Genomic DNA, 20,813 nt, shown 5'->3' on the forward strand with positions numbered 1-20,813 from the left:
CACGCGACCGGGTCCCTGCCCACGGGGAAGGCGGAGACCCGGTCGACGGTCAGGACGTCAGCTTCGCCGCATGGTCCGGGACGTACGTCTGGAGGTCGCGCGGCGGTCGCACGTACCCCGTCGACGGCGGCCGGGCGGGAATCTCGATGACCGGCCTGGGCACCTCGGAGTAGGGCACTGTTGACAGCAGATGGGCCATCATGTTCAGGCGCGCCCGGCGCTTGTTGTCGCTCTCCACCACGTACCAGGGCGCCTCGGGAACGTCGGTGTGGACCATCATCTCGTCCTTGGCCCGCGAGTACGCCTCCCAACGGGTGATGGACTCCAGATCCATCGGCGACAGCTTCCACTGCCGGGTCGGGTCGCCCAGTCGTTTGCGGAACCGCAGTTCCTGTTCGGCGTCGCTCACCGAGAACCAGTACTTGCGCAGCAGGATCCCGTCTTCGACCAGCATCCGCTCGAAGATGGGGCACTGGTGGAGGAAGCGGCTGTGCTCCTCCTTGGTGCAGAAGCCCATGACCTGCTCGACCCCGGCCCGGTTGTACCAACTGCGGTCGAACAGGGCGATCTCCCCGGCGGACGGCAGATGCTCGATGTACCGCTGGAAGTACCACTGACTGCGTTCCCGCTCGGTGGGCTTGGGCAGGGCCACCGTCCGCGCGACCCTCGGATTCAGATGCTCGGCCACCCGCTTGATGGTGCCGCCCTTGCCGGCGGCGTCCCGGCCCTCGAACACCACCACCAGCCGGACGCCCTCGACGCGCACCCACTCCTGGAGCTTCACCAACTCCGTCTGGAGCCGCAGCAACTCCTTCTCGTACACCGCACGAGGAATCTTCGCCGCGGCCTGCGTCGGTTCGTCGCCCATACCGCTGTCGCCTCCCGGTCGATGTCGTTCTTCCGATGATCTTACGTAATCGGACTCCTGGGGGCTTCGGCACGCGCCACCGAGCGACCGATCCGGCGGTCCCGGGCACCATCTCGATCAACGGCAGTGGCATCGGGATGCGCTACCACTGCCGCCACCGCCGTACCGAGGCCCGGCCCGCTCCCGCTGTCAGCGGTCACTGCTGCCGACCCCCATGCCCTGCCAGCACGGAGACCGCAGCTGCTACTTTCATCGGGTGTTCATCGTGATGTTCAGCTGACGGTCCCGGGTCCCTCCCGCCCGGGTTCTGATCCGTCGAGGGTGTGCTCCGCCGTGCCCTCCGGACCTCGACAACCGTCGGCCCTCTGCGGCCCGCGCATACGACGCCGGTCGCACATCATCGGAGCTCCTTCATGCTCGCAGTGCTTCTGCTTCCCGGCGCCCTTCGCGCCTTCCTGCCGGCCCTGATCGGGCGGTCCGCTCTCGCGATGGGTGGTCTCGCCCTCCTCCTCGCGGTCGAGGACAGCACGGGTTCCTACACCCAGGCCGGTTTCGCAACAGCGGCGTTCGGAATGGCCAATGTCGTCGCCGCACCCTGGCGGGCCCGGGCCGTCGATCGATTCGGACAACGCATTGCGCTCATCGCCATGGCATCGGGCCAGGCCGCAGGATTCACCGCCCTCGCGCTCAGCACGGAAACCGACCGGGTCGCGGACGTCTGGTTTCTCGCACTGAGCACGGTGATCGGCCTGACAGCGCCACCCCTGGGTGCTGCGATGCGCATGATCTGGGCATCGCTCACAACGGCCGGTGACCAGCGAACGAAAGCGTTCAGCATCGACGCCGTGTGCGAAGAGCTCCTCTTCGTCGGTGGCCCCGTCATCATCACCGCGGTCATCGTGGCCACCTCTCCCGGCATCGGGCTCCGGGTGACTGCGGCAGTCGTCTTCCTCGGCACGGTCGCGATGACGTCCAGCCCGTCGTCGGGGGCGCTCCGCGGAACGGGAAGGGGCGTCACGCGAGGCGATCGCCCGCTGCGACAACCAGGTTTCGCAAGGGTGCTGACCGTCCTCCTCGGCGTCGGCGCGGTACTCGGCGTTGCGGAGATCGCAGCACCGGCAGTCGCTGCGCAACGTGATGCCGCCGCGGCTTCGGGCTGGCTCCTGGCGGCCTTCGCCGGGGGAAGCGCTGTCGGCGGACTCCTCTACGGGCAGCTGAACCTCAAGGCGGGAGTCGGGAGGAGACTGTTCGTCCTGTGCGTCAGCATGGGACTCGCCGCGGTGCTCGTCTCCCAGCTGGACCCGCTCGGTCTCTTCGCCGCGGGCCTCGCCCTCGTCGGCCTCTTCCTCGCTCCGTCCCTGATCACCGGGTACCTCATCGCCGACACCATCGTGCCGGAATCCAGCCGGACGGAAGCGTCCACGTGGATCAACACTTCCGTGAACCTCGGCGCATCACTGGCATCCGCAGCGGCGGGAATCGTCATCGACCGTTCGGGTGCCTGGCTCGCCCTCCTGCTCGTGGGGGCGATCGCTCTCGCGCTTGCCGCAGCCGTGCCCTTCGGCCGGCTGCGCGAGAGCGAGCCGCCCGCGGTTCACGCCCCTGACCGTTGCGAGCTCGGCTGATGGACCCGGCCGCCCGAAGCCACCGCCGGATTCCTTGCCTGATCCCCTCTCGTCTCGAAGATGCAGAGGAACCCGCCCCTTGCACCGCCCTGACCAGCACAGACACCCAGCCGAAGCAGCCCGCGCGCCGACCCTCACGGCGGTGCCGCGTTGCCGTGCCCGACCGGGTTCGGCATGGTGGAAAGGTCGTACGGGAGTGACGCCCCGGCCGGGAACGCCGAGCCGAATCGGATCGTTCTCCCCGCAACAGACCCACCGCGGCGCCGGCCGCGGCCCATCCACCACCTGCCGTCGATGCGGACCAGATATGGCTGCTTCCCGAGTTTTCCCGCTGGCGCTCGTCGGAGCGCTCATAGCCGTGCTCGCGGGCTGCTCCCCGGCCGACGCCACAGCCGAGGCCACCGGTTCCGCGAGCGCACGCCCCGGCGTCGCCGCCCCGCCCGGCGCCGTCCCCCTGCCGTCCGATGCCGCGCCGGCCCCATCCCCGGCCCCATCTCCGGCCGTATCTCCGATCGGGCAGGCCGCGCCGACACCCGTCGACGACCCGCCGAAGGTACAGCCGGCGACCTTGACGATCCCCGCGATCGGTGTCGAGGACCTCCGTGTCGTGCCCTACGAGGGCACCACGGACGACGCACCGGGTACGGCCATCCAAAACCGTGGCGTCGCCGCCAGCCCGTACGGCGACGAGGGCGGGGTCGGGCCGGGGGACCTAGGGAACTACCTGGTCACGGCCCATCGGCTCTCCGCAGGGGGTCCGCTGCGTGATCTGCCTGACCTCCAGAAGGGCGATACGGTCCGGGTCACCGCGGGCGGCACGACCTATGAGTACGAGATCACCGAAACACGAAAGACGTCCTTCCGATCCGCGGACTCACTGGCCGAACAACGTGCCGCCGTACCCGGTCACCCCGGTGAGAAGCCGACCCAGGCCATGATCACGATATCGACCTGCGCCACGCCCGAGGACGATGCCGCGGGCAACTTCTGGCGGGACGGCTTCGGCAATCCCGAGCACCGCATCGACAAGATCGGCGTGCTCACGTCCGGTTGACCGTCGGCGTCACGCACCCTTCCTGTGTGCGTGCACTCCGATGGCCGTCACCGCTGCGGGGGCAGCGGTGACACCGCGAGGGAGAAGGAGTGTCCGGCCGGATCGGAGTAGATCCGTACATCGCGTGGGCCGCTGTTGTCCTTGGTGTCCACCGGTCGCGCACCGAGGCCGATGACCTCCCGCTCGGCCTCGTCCATGTCTCCGTGCGCCACCAGGATCCGCAGATGCGCCTGCTGGGAGTCCTCCGGGCGGGGCCAACTCGGGGGTGCATATCCGAAGTCCCGACGGATCGCGAGGTGCACCCCGCGATGACCGATGATCTCCACGAAATCGGGGTCACTGCCGATGTGCACCTCGGCGCCGAGCAGTTGGGCGTAGAACTCCGCCAACTCCATCGGCTCGGCGCAGTCCAGGACCAGCACACTTGTCTTCTCGACCGTCATGGCCGCTCGCCTACCCCCGACTGGGTCAGCCATACGGGCGTACGGGCCGGTAAACGGCGCTCCCGGACACCTCTCAGGCGCGGGTCCACGCCAGCAGATCGGCAGCGCTCCACGTGTTGATGATCCGGTCCGCGGGCACCCCTGCCTGCTCGGCCCGGGCACAACCGATGATCTGCCAGTCCAACTGCCCCGGCGCGTGGGCATCCGTGTCGACGGCGAAGTGCACACCTGTTTCGACGGCCAAACCCAGCAACCGCATCGGCGGATCGAGCCGCTCGGGCCTGCTGTTGATCTCCACCGCCGTACCGTGGGCCGCGCACGCCTCGAAGACCCGCTGGGCGTCGAACTGCGACTCGGGCCGCCGGCCGTCCCCGCTCGTCGACCGCCGCCCCCGGTGCTCGCGCGCGATCAACAGCCGACCGGTGCAGTGGCCGAGCACGTCCACCAAGGGATTGGACACGGCGGTGACCAGCCGATGGGTCATCTTGGCCGACTCCATCCGCAACTCGGAGTGGACGGAGGCCACCACGAGATCCAACTGGTCCAACAACTCCGGCTCCTGATCGAGGGAGCCGTCGGTCAGGATGTCGCACTCGATGCCGGTGAGGAGCCGGAAGGGCGCCCACCGCGCGTTGAGTTCCGCCACGACCCCCAACTGCTCCCGCAGTCGCTCGGGCGACAGCCCGCGAGCGACGGTCAGCCGCGGTGAATGATCGGTCAGTACCGCCCACTCGTGCCCGAGGGCGATCGCCGTGCGCCCCATCTCCTCGATCGGGCTGCCTCCGTCCGACCAGTCGGAATGCAGATGGCAGTCGCCCCGCAGCGAGGCGCGCAGGGACTCCCCGCCGTCCGCGAGCGGTACTGCCGCCTCCGTCTCAAGCTTCTGGAGGTACTCCGGCACCTGGCCGAGGAGCGCTTCCCGCACCACCAGAGCGGTCTTGGGCCCGACACCCCTCACCCGCTCCAGGGAACCCGTCGCACTGCGCCGAGCGACCTCATCCGACGGCATCCCCGCCAGAACGGCTGCCGCCGTGCGAAACGCCTGTACGCGGTACGTCTTTGCGCGGGAGCGCTCCAGCAGGAACGCGACCCGCTCCAGCGCCTCCAACGGTTCCATCCGGGGCTCCTCCGGCAACAGTGACGCACCTGGTGCGTCGGCATGTGCACATCGCTTTGAATCCGGCATCTCCACTGTGGCCCCGACCGCCGTCGACGGCACGCCGAGAGGGGTCTTGGTCCGCCTCGCACACCGCCCGTCCGACCGGTGGCGAGGTTCCTCCGACCGATGTTCGCAGGCTCTGTTCGAACGGGTGAGCTGCGCGTTCGTGGGGTGCTCGAACGGTAGACATCGCGGACCGGGGGTTTGGAAGCGCGCTGGCGTGCAACACGCAGTCGGGAGGCGCTATGGCTGATGGAACCCAGAAGACGACGGAACAGACGCAGGGTCAGGAACGGCGTGAGACACCTGCACCGGGACCGATGAAAGTGCTGCGCGGGGCCTGCGCCCAGCTCGCCGAGCTCACCGGCAGAGAGGCCGAATCGGTCTCTTCGTTCGAACGGAAGGAAGGCGGTTGGGTGCTGGAGGTCGAGGTGCTGGAAATGGCACGCGTCCCCAGTACGACCAGCCTGCTCGCCACGTACGAGGTGACGCTCGACGAATCGGGCGAACTCAGCGGCTACCGCCGCATCCGCCGCTATCAACGCGGCCGGGCCGACGCGGACTGACCGTACGGGACCCCAACACGGTTTTCCGTACCCGTACGGACTGCCGCACATCCCCCCGTCACAAATCGCCAGAAACCAAACAGGAACCAATAGGAACCGATAGGAAGGGCTGGCAGATGACCGTGGTACCGGCACAACAGCAATCGCGAGGCTCGGGAGGCGGCTCCAGCGGTCTCTACGACGTTCTCGAACTCGTCCTCGATCGCGGACTGGTCATCGATGCGTTCATTCGGGTTTCCCTCGTGGGCATCGAGATCCTCAAGATCGACATCCGGATCGTGGTCGCCAGTGTCGACACCTACCTCCGTTTCGCTGAGGCGTGCAACCGTCTCGACCTCGAAGCGGGACCGCGCAAGGACCCGGGTCTGCCCGATCTCGTGGGCGAGATGACCGAGTCCGGTGCGCGCGGCAAGACCAAGGGCGCGCTCTCCGGAGCGGCGCAGACCATCGCTGAATCGTTCCAGCAAGGCCGGGACGAAGAGGACGACCAGGGCGAACGCTCCGAGTCGAAGCCGCGCGCCACACGCACCCGGCGGACCGCGACCCGCAAGCCGAAGGAGGAGTCAGCATGAGTCTCTACGTCTACGGCATCGCCCGCAGCTCACATCCTGACCTGCCCGAACACGCGGCGGGGGTGGGAGACCCACCGCGGCCCGTGCGCGTTGTCAGCCAGGGGCGCATCAAGGCACTGGTCAGCGATGCGCCCGAGAAGGTGCGTCCCAAGCGCCGCGATCTCCTCGCCCACCAGGAGGTGCTGCGCCAGGCAGGGGAGTCGGGTCCGGTCCTGCCGTTGCGGTTCGGCGGAGTGTCACCGGACGACCGGACCCTCCTGTCCGTACTCGCGGACAAGGAGGAGTTCTACGTCGAGCGACTGGCCGCACTCGACGGCAAGGTCGAGTACAACGTCAAGGCCACCCACGACGAGGACGCCGTGCTGTACCGCGTGCTCTCCGACGATCCCGCGCTGCGCGAGAGCGTCGAAGCCGGACGGCGGTCGGGCGGCGGATCGCACGAGGAGAAGGTGCGGCTCGGCGAGCGCATCGCCCAGGCGGTGCAGACCAGGGAGGGGCACGACGCCCACGTGGTGCGGACGTCCCTTGAGGGCCTCGCCGAGGAGGTGAGCGCCGGGCCGCAGAGCGTCGGGTGGCTGAGCAACCACTCCTTCCTGGTGGCGCGGGACCGCGGCGCGGAGCTGCTGAATGCGGTGGACACGCTGCGCCAGGACCTACCGCACCTCGTGCTCACGGTCACCGGCCCGCTCCCTCCGTACAGCTTCGTGGAGTGAGCGATGGGCCTCATCGGTGAGTTGCTCCTGCTCCCCGCCGCCCCCGCCCGCGGCTCCCTGTGGGTGCTGCGACGGGTGGTGGAGGAAGCGGAACGGCAGTACTACGACCCCGCTGCCATCCAGGGCGAACTCGGGCGACTTTCCGAACAGTTCGAGGCGGGAGAGATCGACGAAGACGCGTTCGACCGCCGGGAGGACGAGCTCCTCGACCGGCTGGAGATGGCGCAGAACAGAGAGCAGGGACGATGAACAACAGGGTGGCACTGGGACTCGCCGTGGGTGCGGGATACGTGCTCGGGCGTACGAAGAAGGCGAAGCTGGCCTTCGCGGTCGGCACCATGGTCGCGGGCCGGCGGATGAGTGCGAGCCCGGGGGCGCTCGGCCAGCTCCTCACACGTCAGTTGGGTGACAACCCGCAGTTCAAGGCGTTGCGGGAGCAGCTGCGTCAGGATCTCGGTGGTGTGGGCAAAGCCGCGACCGGCGCTCTGGTCAGCAGGCAGCTCGAAGGGCTCGCCGACCGCTTGCACGAACGCACGGCAGGTGTGCAGGACCGGGTGAAGAACGCCATCGCCCCCTCCGATGCCGATGCCGAAGATGACTCGCGGGATGCGCGGAAGCCGGCGAAGAAGGCCGACGACACCGAGAACCCCGAGAGCAGCGAGAGCAGCGGGAACACCGAGAGCACTGCAAGCGCCGACGAGACCGACGGCTCCGAGGAGTCCGAACGCCCGGCGCGGCGTACCGCAAAGAAGCCGGCGACGCGGGCCCAGCCCGCCAGGAAGACGGCTGCCCGCAAGGCGGCGAAGGCCCCCGCCAAGCGGGTGGCCCGCAAGGCGGCACCGAAGGAAGGGCGCAACCGTGGCTGAGAACGCACGTCTGCTGAGCGCGGACCATCCCGCGGTGCAGCGCATCAAGGAAGAGGCGCAGGACTATCTGGCTGCGCGCGCCGAGCAGGCGCTGTCGTCCACGGGGCGGATGCTCGGCCGGGCGACCGCCCGACTTAACGACATCGCCGACGGAGGTGGCCCGGGTCTCGCCACGTTGGCCAAGGAGAGCGGGCGGAAGACCGCCGAGGGGAAGGGGCCGGTGCGTACCGCGGTCGAGGTGGGCGCCTCCCATCTGCGGGGGAAGGTCACCGATGCGCTCAAGGGGTTGGGCGGCAAGCGGGGCAAGGGAGGGGGCGGCAAACACCCGGTCGTCATCATGGAGTCCGTGGACGTGGGCGTGCCCGCGCGGACGGCGTATGACCAGTGGACCCGCTTCCAGGACTTCGCCTCCTTTGCGAAGGGGGTGCGGAGCGCGACCGCCGCCGATGACACCTCGTCGGACTGGCAGGTCAAGGTCTTCTGGTCGAGTCGGAGTTGGAAGGCCCGTACGACCGAGCAGATATCCGATTCCCGCATCCAGTGGACGTCCGAGGGAGCCAAGGGCAGCACCAAGGGCGTGGTCACCTTCCATCCCCTCGGCGAGAACCTGACCCGGGTCCTCCTGGTGCTGGAGTACTACCCGAAGGGCCTGTTCGAGAAGACCGGCAACATCTGGCGTGCCCAGGGTCGCCGGGCTCGGCTCGACCTCAAGAACTACGCCCGCCACATCACGATGCGCGGGGAGGTCGATGACGGCTGGCGCGGTGAGATCCGTGACGGGGAGGTGGTCCTGAGCCACGAGGACGCCCTGGCCGAGGAGGAGTCCGAGGATTCGACCCGCCCGGATGCTGAGGGGGACGGGGAAGCGGTCGGCGACGACCCCGAGGGGGACGAGGCCGCCGAGGAGGATCCGGACGCCGAGTACGAGTACGAGTACGAAGACGCGTACGACGATGAGTACGGCGAGGGTGACGCGGAGGACGACGAGGCCGAGGACCCCGAGTTCGTCGATGACGCCGATGAAGGCGCTGACATGGACGAGGGCGCTGACGCGGATGACGCCGAGGAGGACGGAGCGGACCCCGACGACCCCGAGTACCTTGAGGACGCGGAGGACGACGAGGTTGAGGACGATGAAGCCGAGGACGAGCCCGCGGAACCCGCCCGGTCCGGAAGCCGTGACCGCTGATGAGCATCTCCGGCGGTCTGCCCGACCCCTACGCCTCCCAAAGCGGCGGTGCGAATCTCGCCGACATCCTCGAACGGGTGCTTGACAAGGGGATCGTGATCGCGGGCGACATCCGCATCAACCTCCTCGACATCGAACTCCTCACCATCAAACTGCGACTGGTCGTCGCCTCCGTCGACAAGGCCAAGGAGATGGGTATCGACTGGTGGGAGCGCGACCCCGAGCTGTCCACGGGCGCGAGGGAGACGGAACTCGCCGCCGAGAACGAGCGGTTGCGTCGACGCGTGGCCGAACTCGAACCCGCTCGTACGGCGCCGGCACCGGCACAGTCCGGGACCGAGGAGCCCGCAGCCAGGTCGGAGGAATCAGCGTGAACGAGCTTCGCTATGTGTACGCCGTCACCCGGCCCTTCGCTGCTCCCCTCCCCGTCGATCTGCGCGGGGTCACCGGCAGCCAGCCCTATCAGCTCCGTCACGACGGGCTCTGCGCCGTGGTGTCGAATGTGTCAGCAGCCGACTTCGACGCCGACCCCCTCAAGGAACGGCTTGAGGACCTCGACTGGCTCAGCGACACGGCACGGGCCCATGCGGCCGTCGTCGCCGCCCTCGTCTCCCTGGGCTCACCCCTCCCGTTGCGGCTCGCAACGGTCTGCCGGGACGACGACGGGGTACGGCGGCTGCTCGACTCCGGGCGGGACCGGTTCCTCGCCACCTTGGAACGACTCGACGGCAGGGTGGAGTGGGGGGTGAAGGTGTACGCACGCGATCAGGGCGCGGAGCCGTCCTCCCGCCCCGTACGGAACAAGGACCCGCTCGATCACGCGCCCGGCGCGGGCCGTGACTTCCTTCGCCGCAGGCTCGGCGAGCGCCGTAGGGAGGAGCACACCTGGCAGTCGGCGTTCACTGCGGCCCGGCGGCTCCACGAGGAACTGTCCGGACGGGCGGAGGGCGCGCGCCTGCACCGACCGCAGGAGGCCCGGCTGTCCGGTGCCAGCGGCCAGAACGTCCTCAACGCCGCCTACCTCGTCCACCGTGACCACAGCGCCGACTTCATCGGTGCGGTCCATCGGCTGCTGCCGAACGACTCCGGTCTCAGCGGAGAGGTCACCGGGCCGTGGGCTCCCTACTCCTTCACCGACGACGACCCCACCTCCCGTGCGGAGTCGCTCGACGGGGCCCGGCGGAGCGACTCCGCGCGTACGGCGGGGGAGGGGGAGCGCCGATGACGTCCTCCACCGGCATCGACCCCCTGGCCGAACGGCAGGTCGCCCTGGTCGACCTCCTCGACCGGCTGCTCGCGGGCGGTGTGGTGATCAGCGGTGACCTCACCCTGCGGATCGCCGACGTGGATCTCGTACGCATCGACCTCAAGGCCCTGATCAGCTCGGTCTCCACCGAAGTCCCCTCGCCTTGGGAGGGCAACCGATGAGCCGTGAACGCGCCGTGGAACTCGGCCCCGACACCGTGGAACGGGACCTCGCCCAACTCGTGCTCACCATCATCGAGCTGCTCCGTCAGCTGATGGAACGTCAGGCGCTGCGCCGGGCCGAAACCGGTGAGCTCACCGGTGAGCAGGAGGAGAGGATCGGTTTGACCCTGATGCTGCTGGAGGACCGGATGGACACCCTCCGGGAACGCTTCGGTCTGGAGCCGGGTGACCTCAACATCGACCTCGGCCCGCTCGGTCCCCTGCTTCCGAGGCAGTGAGGCGTCCCCCGCACGCTCGAAGAGGACTCCAGATGGCCCACGACGCCGCTCACGATCTCGTGCATTCCATGGAAATCGCTCGCGACCCGTGCTCACGGCGCCCCCAACGGGAACGGCAGTACTCATGAGCCACATGAATTTGGAGCCCCAAGGAGGCGGGGCGCGCGGGCGCCCGAATGCTCCGCACCGCTCCGCGTCCCACCGCCTCCGCTCCATCCGGGTGGTCGCCCGTGCCTGAGGCGCGGTCGGCCACCGGCCGGTTGGCGAGCTCCGTTCGCCGCATTCGCAGCGAGCCCGCGGTCACCCAGACCCTGCGTTCCACCGCAGCCGCGACCATCGCCTATATCGTCGCGCTCTGGCTGAGCAGCGAACCGGCACCCCTCACCGCCCCCCTCACCGCGCTGCTCGTGGTCCAGGTGACCCTGTACTCCACGCTCACCACGGGCGTCAGACGGGTGAACTCGGTCGTTGCCGGGGTGTTGATCGCGAGCGCCTTCAGCCTGTGGGTCGGCCTGAGCTGGTGGAGCCTCGGGCTGATCATCCTGGCTTCCCTGATCGTCGGGTACGTGGTCCGCGTCAGCGAGTTCGTCCCCGAGGTGGCGATCAGCGCCATGCTGGTCCTCGGCGTCACCCGGGTGGCCGACACCGCCTGGGACCGGGTGCTGGAGACCTTGATCGGCGCGACGGTCGGGCTGCTGTTCAACGTGCTGTTCGTCCCCCCGGTGTGGATCGGTACGGCCGGGGCGTCCATCACCGACCTCGCCCGCAGGATGCGACAACTGCTCGTCCGCATGGGCGAGGAACTGAGCGACCACGTCCCGGTGGAGACCGCCGCCGCCCGACTGCACGAGGCCCGTCGGCTCGACAACGACGTGGCCGAGGTGGACGCCGCCCTGCGTCAGGCGGAGGACAGCGTGCGGCTCAATCCACGGGTGAAGGAGGGGCTGCTCAACCGGGTGGTGCTCCGCACCGGTCTGGACACCCTGGAGATCTGCGCGGTGGTGCTGCGGGTGCTGGCCCGGACCATGACCGATTTGGCCCGCGAGCGCGACGGCGCACTCTTTGACGCCGAGGTCGGGCGCTCGCTCCAGGAACTGCTCGGGCATGTCGCCGACGCCTTGGTGAGCTTCGCCGTCCTCGTCACCTCGCAGGTCAGCGAGAGCGCCCAGGCGGCCGAGGACCGGTTGGCCGGAGAGTTGGCCGCAGCGCTCACCAGTCGCGAGCGAGCAGCGAACCTCCTGCTCGACGGAGTGCGTCACCATCCCGACCACTGGCAGTTGCACGGTGCGCTGCTGACCGAGATCGATCGGATCCTCGATGAACTCGATCCCGCGCACCGCTCGCGACGGCTGATGGAGGAGTTGGACCGCAGCGCCCGCGAACAGCGTGAGAAGTACCCGCGGATCGCGCGGATCCGGCAGTGGTCGAGCGCCAAACGGCAGGACCGTACGGCGACGCGCTAGCCCCGGCGCACTCGCACTCGCACCTGCCCCGGCCGTCGGAGCTCTCGGCGGTGAGCAACAGCAGGAGGGGCGGGGCGGTGGGCTACGCGTCCCACTGGTCGAGCAGGTCGTCGACCGTGGCCGACGGCGGCCCCGGCGCGTGGAGTGCCTGTTCCGTCCAGAGCACCTTGCCCGTGGCGGTGTAGCGGGTGCCCCACCGCTCCGCCAACTGGGCGACGAGGAACAGTCCGCGTCCGCCTTCGTCGGTGACAGCGGCCCGGCGCAGGTGCGGGGCGGTGCTGCTGCCGTCGGACACCTCGCAGATGAGGGTCGTGTTGTGGACCAACCGGACGGTGATGGGCTGCGCGGCGTAGCGGATGGCGTTGGTGATCAGTTCGCTGAGGATGAGTTCGGTGGTGAACGCAATGTCGTCGAGGCCCCAGGCCGTCAACTGACGGGCGCACGCATTGCGGGTCACGGCGACGGCGGCGGGGTCGGACGGCACCTCCCACTGCGCCACCAACCGGGGTTCCAAACGGCGGGTACGGGCCACCATGAGCGCGATGTCATCGCTGGGGTGCTCGGGCAGCATCGTGTCCAGGATCTCCTGGCAGGTCTCCTCTGGCCCGAGGCCGGCCTTGCCCGACACCGCCGCCCGGAGGAGGGCGAGCCCCGAGTCGATGTCCCGGCGCCGGTCCTCGACCAGACCGTCCGTGTAGAGGATGAGCCGTGACCCCTCGGGCAACTCGATCTGCGTGCTCTCGACCGGGAGGCCGCTGCCCGCTCCCAGCGGCGGCGACGGGGACAGCCGTGGGTAGTACGCGGTGCCGTCGGGGAGGGCCACGACCGGTGGGGGGTGGCCCGCGCTGGCCAGGGAGCAGTTTCCGGTGATCGGGTCGTAGACGGCGTATAGGCAGGTCACCCCGGTGACCTCCTGGCTCTGCTCACCGATGGTTCGGTCCAGGTCCATCTGTTCCACCAACTCGTCCAGATGGCCGAGGATCTCGTCCGGGGCGAGGTCCAGCGACGAGAAGTTGTGCACCGCGGTCCGGAGACGCCCCATGGTGGCGGCGGCGTGCAGACCGTGGCCGACCACATCGCCGACGACGACGGCGACACGCGTACCGGGCAGCGGAATGACGTCGAACCAGTCGCCTCCGACCCCCGCCTGCGCGGGCAAGTACCGGTGGGCGACCTCCAGGGCGGTCTGGGCTGGCAGTCCCCGCGGCATGAGGCTGCGTTGCAACGTCACGGCCAGGGAGTGTTCCTTGGTGTACCGGCGGGCGTTGTCGATGCACACCGCTGCGCGCGCGGTGACCTCCTCGGCGAGCGCGAGATCGTCCTCCTCGAAGGGCTCGGGCTTCTCCGAACGCCAGAAACTCGCCACGCCCAGCACCACGCCCCGCGCGGAGAGGGGCGCGCTGATCAGCGAGTGGATGCCGTAGTCGACGATGCGTTGGGCTCGCTCGGGGTCCTGGGCGCGCCAGCCGGCGGCCGTGTCGAGATCGGGTTCGACGACGGCCCGTCCGCTGGCGAGTCCCTGCACCTGGGGGCTCGTGTCCACGAGCCGGATCAGCTGGCCCTGGGGAAAGAGCGGATGGTCGTCCCGGATGCCCGTGACCGCGGTCCTTCTGAGCACGCGCTCGGTCCCTTGGAGTTCCTCGCCCCGCAGGACGGGTTCCGCCAGATCGACGGTGGCGAAGTCGGCGAACTGGGGTACGGCGGTCTCGGCCAGTTCCTGGGCGGTTCGGGGGACTTCCAGGGTGGTTCCGACCCGTACGGAGGCGTCGTAGAGGACCCTGAGACGGCGCCGTGCCGCATCGGCGCTGCTGGAGAGGGCCAGCAACTCGGTCGAGTCCCGCAGGGTGGCGACACTGCCAGCGGGACCGTAGCGCGAGGTGGGGCGCTGGTTGACCGCCAGGAGTCTGCCGCCCGCTTCGTGCATTTCGTCCGCCACGGCACGACCTGACGACAGGAGTTCGGCGATGCCGTCGGAGAGTCCCAGTTCCGACACCTTCCGGCCGTCGGAGCCCGTCGGTAGATCGAGCAGGCGGTGGGCCTCGTCGTTGGCCAACACCATCCTCCCCTCGCGGTCGACGATGACCACGCCTTCCTTGACGGCGTGGAGCACGGCGTCGTGGTGCTCGTACAGACGGGTGATCTCGGCCGGGCCGAGACCGTGCGTCTGGCGCAGGAGACGCCGGCTCAGCAGGGCTGCGCCCGCGGTGGAGACGAGCACCGCACCGGCCGCACCGCCGACGACCAGCGGCAACTGTTCCGCAGCCGCGCTGTTGACCTCAGCGATGGTGACCCCCGCGCCGACAGCACCGACCACCGTTCCGTCCCGCTTCTTGACGGGCACGTACGCACGGATCTGCGGGCCGAGCGTGCCCACTCTGGTCTCGATGACCGTGCGGCCGGCGAGGAGCGGGGTCAGGTCCCGGGAACTCGGTTTGCCGATGCGGTCCGGAAAGGGGTGCGTGTAGCGCAGTCCGTCCCGGCCGACGACGACCACGAAGTCGACGTCCGCGCCCTTCCTCGCCTCTTCGGCACCGGATTGGAGCAGGGCCGTGGGGTTGGGCGACTCCAGGGCCGGGGCGACCCCGGGGGCGCTGGCGAATCCCTGGGCGACGGCGAGCGAGCGGCTGGCCGCCTCCTGCTTGCTCTCCCGCTGTGCTAGGAGGAGGAGCAGGGTGACCGCTCCGGCGGCCAGGAGCACCACGACGACGATCTGGAGGACGAACATCTGGCCGACGACGCTCCGGACCCTCAGAAGCAGACGTCTGCGCGGGCCTTGCTCCTGGGCGGCACCGGAGACACGTGCGTTCTCATGCGGAGTGGACGAGCCCTGTGATGCTGCCATGTCGCATTTCTACATGTTTGTGGTCTCTTCGCTCGATAGGGTGAGCTCGATTTTCCCCGTTTCTTGTCCGTGTCCACGACCAACCCGGCGGCGATCACATCAGTCGAAGATGGGCATGAACGGTCTTCCCGGCGACGGAAGGAGTGACGGTCACGACCTCGCACAGCCGCTGTACGAGGGGCCAGCCGTACCCGCCGGGCGCGAAGTCCCGCGCGGGGGGCGTGGCGCGGGGAAGTTCCGGGGAGTGGTCGGCCACGGTGATGCACAGAACGTCTTCACCGTGCAGCCGTGCCGAGAAGGAGGCGACACCACCGCCGTGCCGCACCGCGTTGGTCACCAGTTCCGAGGTGACCAGGAGTGCATCGGTGAGCATCGTGCTCGGCCCCGCGAGCCGGTCGTGCGACCCGAGCAGGTCACGCACCACGTCCCGGGCGGCTGACGCGGTGACCGGGAGTCCGGTCCGCTCGGTGGTGATGTTGTCCGTCGTCACGCGCACCTCCTTCTCCGTGGGTCTGTCCACTCCCTGGTGATCCGTCTGCCCCCGTCAGCCGATCTCATAGGGGCGGGAGGGGTGATTTCCAGCGCACTCCCGTCAGCGCGGTCGCCGCCGGCCACCCGGGTGGATTCGGTGACCCCGGGGCAGTCGGGACAGCGTGCCGCTGACATCGTGCCCGAACGCCGTCCACCTCGGCCACGATCACCTCCCGATCCCCGTTCATGGCGGGATTGTCGCAGCTCAGCGTGGACCGCTGCCCCCTCGGTCCCATCCCCGCCCAACCCGGACCCCTCCCAACCCGCCGCGGTCGCCCTCGCACCCGCCCGCTCCGCCCACCGATGGGCCCGGCGCCCCTCGACGGCCGGCGCGCTCGGAGCCCCTCCACCCGGATGCTCCGACCGACCTTCTCGACCGCTCGTCGGCGGTGGGGGCTTCCCCTCGATTCAGGAGTTTCGTCGAAGGATCCGTGGGCACTTTGGGGACATCCGGAACCAGCCGGATGAAGATCAGCCCAGGGCGGACGGCCAGGTCCATCCGCCCGGGACAGCGCACCCGCTTGTGGGGCGCCGGACACAGGTCAGGAAGGAGAGGCCCATGGTGTCGGGAGTCTCTGGGCACCCCCGCGAAGGGGAGGCGGCCACGCGCCGCTTCGGCATCGAGGTGCGCCCCGCTGCTGGCGCACTGGTCGTCGTGCTGGCAGGCGAGCTCGACCACGACACGGCTCCACCGCTGCGTGATGCCCTTGCCGAGGGCGTCACCGCAGGACGGGGCAGGATCGTCGTGGACTGCGCAGAGCTGGGGTTCTGCGATTCGACCGGCCTGAATGTGCTCTTGCGGGCCAGGATCGAGGCACAGGAGTCGGGCAGCGTACTGGAGCTGTCCGCACTCCAACCCCAGGTGGCCCGAATGTTCGACATCACCGGTGCGGACACCGTATTCACGGTTCACGACAGCCTGGACGCGGCACTGGCGGATCGGCGGCAGTCATAGCGGAGGAGCTGATGGGCACACACGTCCGCGGGCAGGGACAGACCCGACGGCTCCGGCTGTTCGGGACCAGAGGGGTGGTGGGCCGCTGTCGGGACTTCGCCACCGGGGCGCTCGCCGACTGGGGCTGGACCCCAGCGGCGGGCGAGGCCGCCCAGCGGGCCGACGATGTGCTCCTGGTCGTCTCCGAACTCGTGACCAACGCCTGCCTCCACGCCGGCGGCCCCACCGAACTGGTCCTGCGCCACACCTCGGACGGGGTGCGCATCGAAGTGGCGGACCGGAGTCCCCAGCCGCCGCAGCCACGGGCCCGCGACGTCCGGCTGCCCGGTGGCCACGGCCTGCTCGTCCTGGAACGGCTGGCGGACGGTTGGGGCTCGACACCTCTCGGGGAGGGCAAGGTCGTCTGGGCGAACCTCGCCGCGCCATCCCCTCTTCACGGGCCGGGCGCTCGCCCCGGCCCATCGGGACCTGACTGAGGGCACGGCTCAGCGGCTCACCGCCCCGGCGCGGACCCGTCGACCGGGTCACCGCCCGGTGGCGACCGGCCCGTTGTGAGGTCCCCGTCGGGACGAGGCCGGCGCAGTCGCGCCGGGCGCACCCCGAGCGGGAGCAGGACGAGTCCCCGTCCCGCCGTCCGGTTCGCCTCTGCGCGATTCGAGTCGTACCGTCGGGTTCGAGTAGCCGTACCGGCCCGGACGCCCCGGGCGGGTCAGGGGCATCCCACCGAAACGTTCGCGTCATGGAGGGCCACCGTCATGGGCTGGGTGAAGGCGAAGATCAAACAGGCGATGGGCAGCAAGAAGGAAGCCGATGGCATCGCCCTGCGCAACGAGGAGATGAAGGAGCGCGGGCGTCGCGAACGGGAGCAGGCGCGAGCCGAGGCGGAACGCCTGCGGGAAGGTGCACGGCACCGGCACGAACGGTGACCGACCGCTCCGGGGCCCTTCCGAGCTGCAATCCCGGGGCGCCCCCGGGATTGCAGCCCCGGTGAGGGACCGGCGACCTCGGTGCGGACCCATCACCCACGACGGACGTACGCCAGTCGAACGCCGGTGTGCGGACGTCCTCAGCGCGCCCGTCGGGCGCGGGTGACATAGACCTGCCGTAGCGCCTCGCACACCTGCGGTGGGGGAGGCGGGCCGTGCGTGCCCTCGACGATGTGACGTGCGACCTCGCGCAGCTTGGTGTTGCTGTGTTGGGAGACCCGAACGAGGATCTGCCAGGCGTCATCCGGGGTGCAGGACATCGTGGCCATGACGATGCCACGTGCCATGTCGATCACCGGGTGCGAGGCCAGCGCCTTGCGCAGCCCGGCGAGTTCATCGCGCAACTCTTCCACCCCGAGGTCGGAGGGGTCCGGGTGCGCACGGTGATCCGCGGCTGCCCCGGGGCACGTGGGTGGCGCCGGCTCGCGGGACTTCGCCTCCGCGTACCGCGCGGTTGCGGGCCTGCTCCGGCGCTCGGGACCCCGTGGCTCGTACACACCGGCTTCTTCCGCGTCCATCGAGGCCCTCCGCACTCCCTCGGCACCCCGCGGCCCCTGCGGATGCCACGGTCCACCAGGGCTACTGCCCCGCTGCTGCCACGGGCACTCCCCGGTGCCGGACACGCAATCCGCACGGGCAGTGGCAGTGTGTGAGCACCCAGCACGGGCCGCTGGCCTTCGTCGTCGCCCCATGGCCCGGCGCGAACCCGATCGGCGCCGGTGACACCACGAAGGCTCACGCTCGGCCATGCCCGACGGGGCCTCGCTACTCCCGATGGGTCATACGGGTCGTGCCCTGCGGGGCTCAGGGCCGAGCGGTGACCGTGAACAGCGCCCCGTCCGGATCGCGCAGGGCGGCTTCCGCACTGCCTTCCCTGGTGGTACGCCGTTCGAGCACCACTCCGCCGCCCTCTTCGGCTGCCCGCGCCGTGGCCTCGACGTCGTCGACGGGGAAGTGCACGTCCCAGCGCGGCCGGATCAGTGGATCGGGTGCGGCGCCCAGGGCACCCGAACTGAGCCGCGCGAGCACATGACCGTCGCTGACCAGGACGACCTCGTCGTTCTCGTAACGCACGTCGCAGCGCCCCGGGTGCTCAGTCGCCCAGTCCAGCACCTCTCCGTAGAAGATCGCCGCCTCGAACGCACTGCGCGTACGCAGCAGCAGCCATGCGGGTGCGTCCTTGTGACCGGACTGCCAGTCGGGAAGCCGCGCACCCTCCCAGATGCCGAACACCGCGCCGTCGCGATCTGCTGCGAGCGCCCCGCGTCCCAAGGAGAAGGCAAGCGGTCCCACCGCCACCGTTCCACTGCGCTCTCTGATGCGTGCCGCGGACACATCGGCGTCGGCCACCGCGAAGTACGGGGTCCAGGAGATGGCCATTTGGAGCCGGGGTGCGAGTGCGCCGATGCCCGCGACGGGAAAGTTGTCCCGGAGTGCGACTGTGAACTCGTCGCCGAGCCGTCCCTTGCGGAAGGACCAGCCCAGGACATGACCGTAGAAGTCCTTTGAAGCCTTCAGATCGCGGGCCATGAGACTGACCCAGCAGGGCGCTCCGATGACCTCCGCGCTCGATGCCATCGCGGGAGCGGTCTCTCTCTTCTCTGTCATCGCGATCATGTCCTGGGGGCTGGGTCTCGGCACACTCCCGGCACGGAAGCAGGCCCCGGGGTACGGCTCCCTCATCCTGCCTTCACCCCGGCGACCGCGCGAGTCGCTGGCTGCTGTGCGTGGGGGGCGACCGGGCCCGGTGACACGGCGCCGGCCGGAGCGGCCGAGTTGCACGGCTCCCCTCCAGAGTGCCGGATGGTGCGACGGACCCACGAGTACCCGCCCCGGCGTTGTGACACTGCGATCGACACCACCGACCGCAGTGTGTCGATGCGGACGAGCGGGGCGCCGTCGGCATCAGGGCTGAGGAGAGCGAAGGAGTGCGGGTGCCATGACAGAGGCTGCGAACCACCACCAGGGGATCGAGGCCGCCCGGCTGGGGGACCAGGAATTGATAAGGGAACTGGAGACCATCCACCGCAGCAGGCACGACACACTGCTGTACGGGTCGCCCGCCGCGCTCTCCGCCCACACCACCCGGATGGCCGAGCTGGAGGAGGAGTATGTGCGGCGCCACCCGGACCGCCGCGTCTCGGCAGGCAGGACGCGCGAGGGCGCCCGTGCCCGCACCCCGCGCAAGCAGTCCTGACGTCCGTTTCCACCGCCGGGCCCGTGCGGAGTCGAAGCGGTCGGGCTCGTACCGTACGGCGCTTCGACCGCCGATCCATCGGCGCACCCGTGGCGCGCGCCAACTCCCCGGTCCACGAGTGGCGATGGCGTCCGGGGCGACAGTTTGATGGGTCTTCATCTTGGGACGCAGACCGCGGAATGTTCGGCCCGGCCCCGGGTACCTGCGAAACACCAAGCGTCCGTCCCGCAACAGGAAGGTGAGACCTATGGGCCTGGGAGGGTGCATCATCCTGATCGCCGTCGGGGCGATCCTGACATTCGCCACCGACTGGGAGATGAAGGGAGCCAACCTCGATGTGATCGGCCTGATCCTGATGGCCGTCGGATTCATCGGGGTCGTGACCTTCGCCAGCATCGCCAAGCGCCGCCGGGTCGTGGTGCCGCAGGCGACCCCTGTCATCGAAGAGGGGCGGGGCGACCGTCCGTACTGAAGCCCCGGAGGGAAGCCGACCGGCGGCCGGTGGAGTGCGCCGGTACGCACTGCGGCCCGGCGGGCATGAACCCGCTCGGGTGATCGCCGCCCGCTGCCTGTCCACCTGACGACCGAACCCCGTGGCTGGACCAACCCCCGATGGAGCGTGGGGCCGGTCCAGCCGCGGGGTTTCGCGCGGGGAGCAAATCTGTCCATGCACCGATCTACCTGCCCGAACCGCCTGATGGGTGGGGAGCGGGCCGCAGGGGAGCACGGGGCCGGGGCGCTGCCGGTCGCCATGGCGACCCACGATGGACCTCGGCCGACGCAGCGCAGTGGGAGGGCAGACGACCCAACTCGTCTGCCCTCCCACTGCGTTGCGTCGCTTCAGGGGCTACCAGCGGTACCAGCGCGACCTGCCGCCCGCCGGTGTGGTGCTCCGCATGGCGAACCCCAGCAACCAGATGACGAGAACTGCCAGCGCAATCCACCACAACGCCTTCACCGCAAATCCCACACCGAAAAGGAGAACGGCGAGCAGGAGCACGATCAGAATGGGAACCATAGTGTTTACCTCCGCAGAAGCGGCTTCCCTCATTCAACTTCCCCATGCGCGGCCCGATTC

The 20,813-nt window shown here is 69.6% G+C and carries 26 protein-coding genes; 18 read left to right on the forward strand and 8 right to left on the reverse strand.

The window, feature by feature from the left end:
• Positions 1-49: 49 nt before the first annotated feature.
• The gene (gene ppk2, locus ABZ348_RS18875; protein WP_358934385.1) at positions 50-868 is read right to left on the reverse strand and encodes a polyphosphate kinase 2; all 819 of its coding nucleotides are present in this window, start codon (positions 866-868) and stop codon (positions 50-52) included.
• 413 nt (positions 869-1,281) lie between these two features.
• On the opposite strand from ppk2, the gene ABZ348_RS18880 reads away from it, so the two are divergent.
• The gene (locus tag ABZ348_RS18880) at positions 1,282-2,493 is read left to right on the forward strand and encodes an MFS transporter (protein WP_358934387.1); all 1,212 of its coding nucleotides are present in this window, start codon (positions 1,282-1,284) and stop codon (positions 2,491-2,493) included.
• A gap of 307 nt (positions 2,494-2,800) precedes the next feature.
• Entirely contained in the window at positions 2,801-3,547 is a 747-nt protein-coding gene (locus ABZ348_RS18885) for a class E sortase (protein ID WP_358934389.1), read from the forward strand.
• Positions 3,548-3,594: 47 nt separating this feature from the next.
• Here the strand turns inward: ABZ348_RS18885 and ABZ348_RS18890 are convergent, their stop codons facing one another.
• Both ABZ348_RS18890 and ABZ348_RS18895 read right to left on the reverse strand, forming a co-directional pair.
• Positions 3,595-3,990: a VOC family protein gene (locus ABZ348_RS18890; protein ID WP_358934391.1), complete on the reverse strand. Its 396-nt coding sequence runs from the start codon at positions 3,988-3,990 to the stop codon at positions 3,595-3,597.
• A gap of 73 nt (positions 3,991-4,063) precedes the next feature.
• Positions 4,064-5,107 (reverse strand): PHP domain-containing protein, encoded by a 1,044-nt coding sequence (locus ABZ348_RS18895; RefSeq protein WP_358934393.1) that lies wholly within the window; start codon positions 5,105-5,107, stop codon positions 4,064-4,066.
• Positions 5,108-5,394: 287 nt separating this feature from the next.
• On the opposite strand from ABZ348_RS18895, the gene ABZ348_RS18900 reads away from it, so the two are divergent.
• From ABZ348_RS18900 to ABZ348_RS18950, 11 genes are all read left to right on the forward strand, one after another.
• Positions 5,395-5,715, forward strand: a complete 321-nt coding sequence (locus ABZ348_RS18900; protein WP_358934395.1) for a gas vesicle protein — start codon at positions 5,395-5,397, stop codon at positions 5,713-5,715.
• A 116-nt stretch (positions 5,716-5,831) separates the two neighbouring features.
• A complete protein-coding gene (locus ABZ348_RS18905) occupies positions 5,832-6,287 on the forward strand; it encodes a gas vesicle structural protein GvpA (protein WP_358934397.1) in 456 nt (151 codons plus the stop codon).
• A complete protein-coding gene (locus tag ABZ348_RS18910) occupies positions 6,284-7,000 on the forward strand; it encodes a GvpL/GvpF family gas vesicle protein (protein WP_358934399.1) in 717 nt (238 codons plus the stop codon). The genes ABZ348_RS18905 and ABZ348_RS18910 overlap by 4 nt, the downstream gene beginning before the upstream one ends.
• A gap of 3 nt (positions 7,001-7,003) precedes the next feature.
• Positions 7,004-7,249 (forward strand): gas vesicle protein GvpG, encoded by a 246-nt coding sequence (locus ABZ348_RS18915; protein ID WP_358934401.1) that lies wholly within the window; start codon positions 7,004-7,006, stop codon positions 7,247-7,249.
• A complete protein-coding gene (locus ABZ348_RS18920; RefSeq protein ID WP_358934402.1) occupies positions 7,246-7,866 on the forward strand; it encodes a DNA primase in 621 nt (206 codons plus the stop codon). Before ABZ348_RS18915 ends, ABZ348_RS18920 begins: the two co-directional genes overlap by 4 nt.
• Positions 7,859-9,055 carry an SRPBCC family protein gene (locus ABZ348_RS18925; protein ID WP_358934404.1) on the forward strand — a complete coding sequence of 399 codons (1,197 nt, stop codon included), beginning with the start codon at positions 7,859-7,861 and terminating at the stop codon, positions 9,053-9,055. The genes ABZ348_RS18920 and ABZ348_RS18925 overlap by 8 nt, the downstream gene beginning before the upstream one ends.
• Positions 9,055-9,429, forward strand: a complete 375-nt coding sequence (locus tag ABZ348_RS18930; RefSeq protein WP_358934406.1) for a gas vesicle protein — start codon at positions 9,055-9,057, stop codon at positions 9,427-9,429. The genes ABZ348_RS18925 and ABZ348_RS18930 overlap by 1 nt, the downstream gene beginning before the upstream one ends.
• Entirely contained in the window at positions 9,426-10,280 is an 855-nt protein-coding gene (locus ABZ348_RS18935; protein WP_358934408.1) for a GvpL/GvpF family gas vesicle protein, read from the forward strand. The genes ABZ348_RS18930 and ABZ348_RS18935 overlap by 4 nt, the downstream gene beginning before the upstream one ends.
• Positions 10,277-10,483, forward strand: a complete 207-nt coding sequence (locus tag ABZ348_RS18940; RefSeq protein ID WP_358934410.1) for a gas vesicle protein — start codon at positions 10,277-10,279, stop codon at positions 10,481-10,483. Before ABZ348_RS18935 ends, ABZ348_RS18940 begins: the two co-directional genes overlap by 4 nt.
• On the forward strand, positions 10,480-10,761 hold the full coding sequence (locus ABZ348_RS18945) for a gas vesicle protein K (protein ID WP_358934412.1): 282 nt from the start codon (positions 10,480-10,482) through the stop codon (positions 10,759-10,761). Before ABZ348_RS18940 ends, ABZ348_RS18945 begins: the two co-directional genes overlap by 4 nt.
• 230 nt (positions 10,762-10,991) lie before the next feature.
• Positions 10,992-12,224, forward strand: a complete 1,233-nt coding sequence (locus tag ABZ348_RS18950) for an aromatic acid exporter family protein (RefSeq protein ID WP_358934414.1) — start codon at positions 10,992-10,994, stop codon at positions 12,222-12,224.
• Between the two features lie 82 nt (positions 12,225-12,306).
• On the opposite strand, the gene ABZ348_RS18955 is transcribed toward ABZ348_RS18950, so the two are convergent.
• Together ABZ348_RS18955 and ABZ348_RS18960 are read right to left on the reverse strand one after the other, a co-directional pair.
• The gene (locus tag ABZ348_RS18955) at positions 12,307-14,949 is read right to left on the reverse strand and encodes a SpoIIE family protein phosphatase (protein ID WP_358934640.1); all 2,643 of its coding nucleotides are present in this window, start codon (positions 14,947-14,949) and stop codon (positions 12,307-12,309) included.
• A 211-nt stretch (positions 14,950-15,160) separates the two neighbouring features.
• Positions 15,161-15,556: an ATP-binding protein gene (locus ABZ348_RS18960; protein WP_358934416.1), complete on the reverse strand. Its 396-nt coding sequence runs from the start codon at positions 15,554-15,556 to the stop codon at positions 15,161-15,163.
• Between the two features lie 600 nt (positions 15,557-16,156).
• Here ABZ348_RS18960 and ABZ348_RS18965 point away from each other — a divergent pair.
• The 3 genes from ABZ348_RS18965 to ABZ348_RS18975 all read left to right on the forward strand — a co-directional run bounded on the left by ABZ348_RS18965 (position 16,157) and on the right by ABZ348_RS18975 (position 17,478).
• Entirely contained in the window at positions 16,157-16,552 is a 396-nt protein-coding gene (locus ABZ348_RS18965) for an STAS domain-containing protein (protein ID WP_358934418.1), read from the forward strand.
• A gap of 11 nt (positions 16,553-16,563) precedes the next feature.
• Complete coding sequence (locus ABZ348_RS18970) at positions 16,564-17,028, forward strand: ATP-binding protein (protein WP_358934420.1); 465 nt, start codon at positions 16,564-16,566, stop codon at positions 17,026-17,028.
• 279 nt (positions 17,029-17,307) lie between these two features.
• Positions 17,308-17,478, forward strand: a complete 171-nt coding sequence (locus ABZ348_RS18975) for a hypothetical protein (RefSeq protein WP_358934422.1) — start codon at positions 17,308-17,310, stop codon at positions 17,476-17,478.
• 140 nt (positions 17,479-17,618) lie between these two features.
• On the opposite strand, the gene ABZ348_RS18980 is transcribed toward ABZ348_RS18975, so the two are convergent.
• Positions 17,619-18,056, reverse strand: a complete 438-nt coding sequence (locus tag ABZ348_RS18980; protein ID WP_358934423.1) for an ANTAR domain-containing protein — start codon at positions 18,054-18,056, stop codon at positions 17,619-17,621.
• A gap of 286 nt (positions 18,057-18,342) precedes the next feature.
• Entirely contained in the window at positions 18,343-19,146 is an 804-nt protein-coding gene (locus ABZ348_RS18985) for a VOC family protein (RefSeq protein ID WP_358934425.1), read from the reverse strand.
• Between the two features lie 331 nt (positions 19,147-19,477).
• On the opposite strand from ABZ348_RS18985, the gene ABZ348_RS18990 reads away from it, so the two are divergent.
• On the forward strand, positions 19,478-19,735 hold the full coding sequence (locus ABZ348_RS18990; RefSeq protein ID WP_358934427.1) for a DUF6158 family protein: 258 nt from the start codon (positions 19,478-19,480) through the stop codon (positions 19,733-19,735).
• Positions 19,736-19,982: 247 nt separating this feature from the next.
• Positions 19,983-20,207, forward strand: a complete 225-nt coding sequence (locus tag ABZ348_RS18995; protein ID WP_358934428.1) for a DUF6458 family protein — start codon at positions 19,983-19,985, stop codon at positions 20,205-20,207.
• A gap of 375 nt (positions 20,208-20,582) precedes the next feature.
• Here the strand turns inward: ABZ348_RS18995 and ABZ348_RS19000 are convergent, their stop codons facing one another.
• Positions 20,583-20,753, reverse strand: coding sequence for a hydrophobic protein (locus ABZ348_RS19000; RefSeq protein ID WP_358934429.1), 171 nt, complete (start codon positions 20,751-20,753; stop codon positions 20,583-20,585).
• Positions 20,754-20,813 lie beyond the last annotated feature (60 nt).

Origin of the sequence: Streptomyces sp. NPDC005963, assembly GCF_040638655.1 — a bacterium.
Lineage (GTDB): Bacteria > Actinomycetota > Actinomycetes > Streptomycetales > Streptomycetaceae > Streptomyces.